Origin of the sequence: Acinetobacter sp. YH16031, assembly GCF_013417335.1 — a bacterium.
Classification (GTDB): Bacteria; Pseudomonadota; Gammaproteobacteria; order Pseudomonadales; family Moraxellaceae; genus Acinetobacter.
On record NZ_VPED01000148.1, the window covers coordinates 1 to 1,566 of the forward strand.

At 37.3% G+C, this 1,566-nt stretch carries 1 protein-coding gene; it reads right to left on the reverse strand.

What is annotated here, in order from left to right; all coding sequences use genetic code 11:
- A partial coding sequence (gene repM / locus FTV31_RS16730) for a replication initiation protein RepM (protein WP_179996767.1) occupies positions 1–841 on the reverse strand: 841 nt, incomplete at its 3' end.
- Positions 842–1,566: the final 725 nt, after the last annotated feature.

A 1,566-nucleotide genomic window follows, 5' to 3' on the forward strand; every position in this document is an offset into this window, starting at 1 on the left:
CGGATGACTCTCCGATCTCTGCATATTCGCTACCAACTTCGGGCAGTTCAGATAATTTGTGTGCAAACAAATGCCGTTGTGCATCGGTCATTTCGACAAAGAAATCAGGTGTGTTTGGATCTCGTTTAGGGTCGGTTTTTTGTTGTTTTTTTGGCTGTGCCTTCTGTTTAAATCGGAATGAAAAACCAATAATATTACGTCCTCTTTTGTGCTGTTCTTCTTTGACAGTAATATCTGTATTTTCATTGATTTGCTTTAATGATGGTTCTAAAACACGCTTTTTAAAGTCGTGCATTCGATGATATTCACTTTCTAATACTCCCAATCTTTCTCTGAACTCACTTAGCTCAATAATTGGTGTTTTCCCACTACTACGCCAAGCAATCAAAAGTTCATAAAGTCTAATGGCGTAGCCAGTGGAAAGCCCTTTTACTTGCTCTAACTCATAGCTCGTAAATTGTTTTTCTAGCCGAGTTATTAAAGGGATAATTGCAGGTGAAAAAATTAACTCAACAGATGCCGTTTTTTCGATGTATGCAATTTGAGAAACCCAACGTGAGGTAATATGAGCTACTCCTTTTCCTCTTGGTTCTTGATAGCTAAATTGACGAGCAAACAAGTCTTTACAGGCTTCTTTTAGTGCTTGATAAGCACCATTTTTCAATACATCAAAGTGGTTGATATAGCTCTCTGCGTGAATAGTTAAAGGGTCATTCGCATTAATACCTTTACCACTTTCACGGGCTTCAATTATTGCTAAAAGAATTAACCGTTGTTCCACTAGGTCAAGATTGTAGCTGGCATTAATTAAAGCGTTATCTTTCACAATTAAATCTTTCATATAGCGTCTTATTTTATTATGTCGTCTTATTGATCTTATGTGAAGCCTTATCAAGAAGCAATAAGCAGACATATTTTATTTTGTCGCATCTTGCAAACTAAACGTGCTTAAAACGACATGTTTTATTTTGTCTTTCAAAGCACACTAAGTGTCGTCTTATTGAGAATTTCTAGCACACTAAGTGTCGTCTTTTAGCACACTAAGTGTCGTCTTATGTCCTCTGAAACGCACGTATATCAATGCTTTCAGACTGCTTAAAAGCATTTAAAAGCTTTTTTATTATTAAAAGCCCAAAAAAATTAAAAACGGCATTTAAAACTGCCCTATGTTTTCGCTTCGCTCAAACTCTATTGAATCTCGCTGCGCTCGATTCCTGGGGGCAGTTTTTTTCAAAGACCGGCTAGGACGCTAAAAACAAGAATGGATTCGCTTCGCTCATAAAGCTTTATGCTCGCTTCGCTCGTCATGGAGCCAGTGGCTACAGTCGCTTTGCTCTGTAAATCTCGTTATGAAGCAACAGGGAGCTTGTAATCAGGGAAAAGGCAGGGGCAAATTTTTATAATGCTCAGTCGCTCGTAGACACTCGCTCGGTTACTTGATCAATTTGTTTAGTTGTTCTTCAAAATCTTGCTTGTTTAAATCACCTGAAACGTACTGATCATAAAGTTTTTGATGATCTTCAGTGATTTCTAAATCGTAATATTCTCGATCTGATTTCTTTAAAA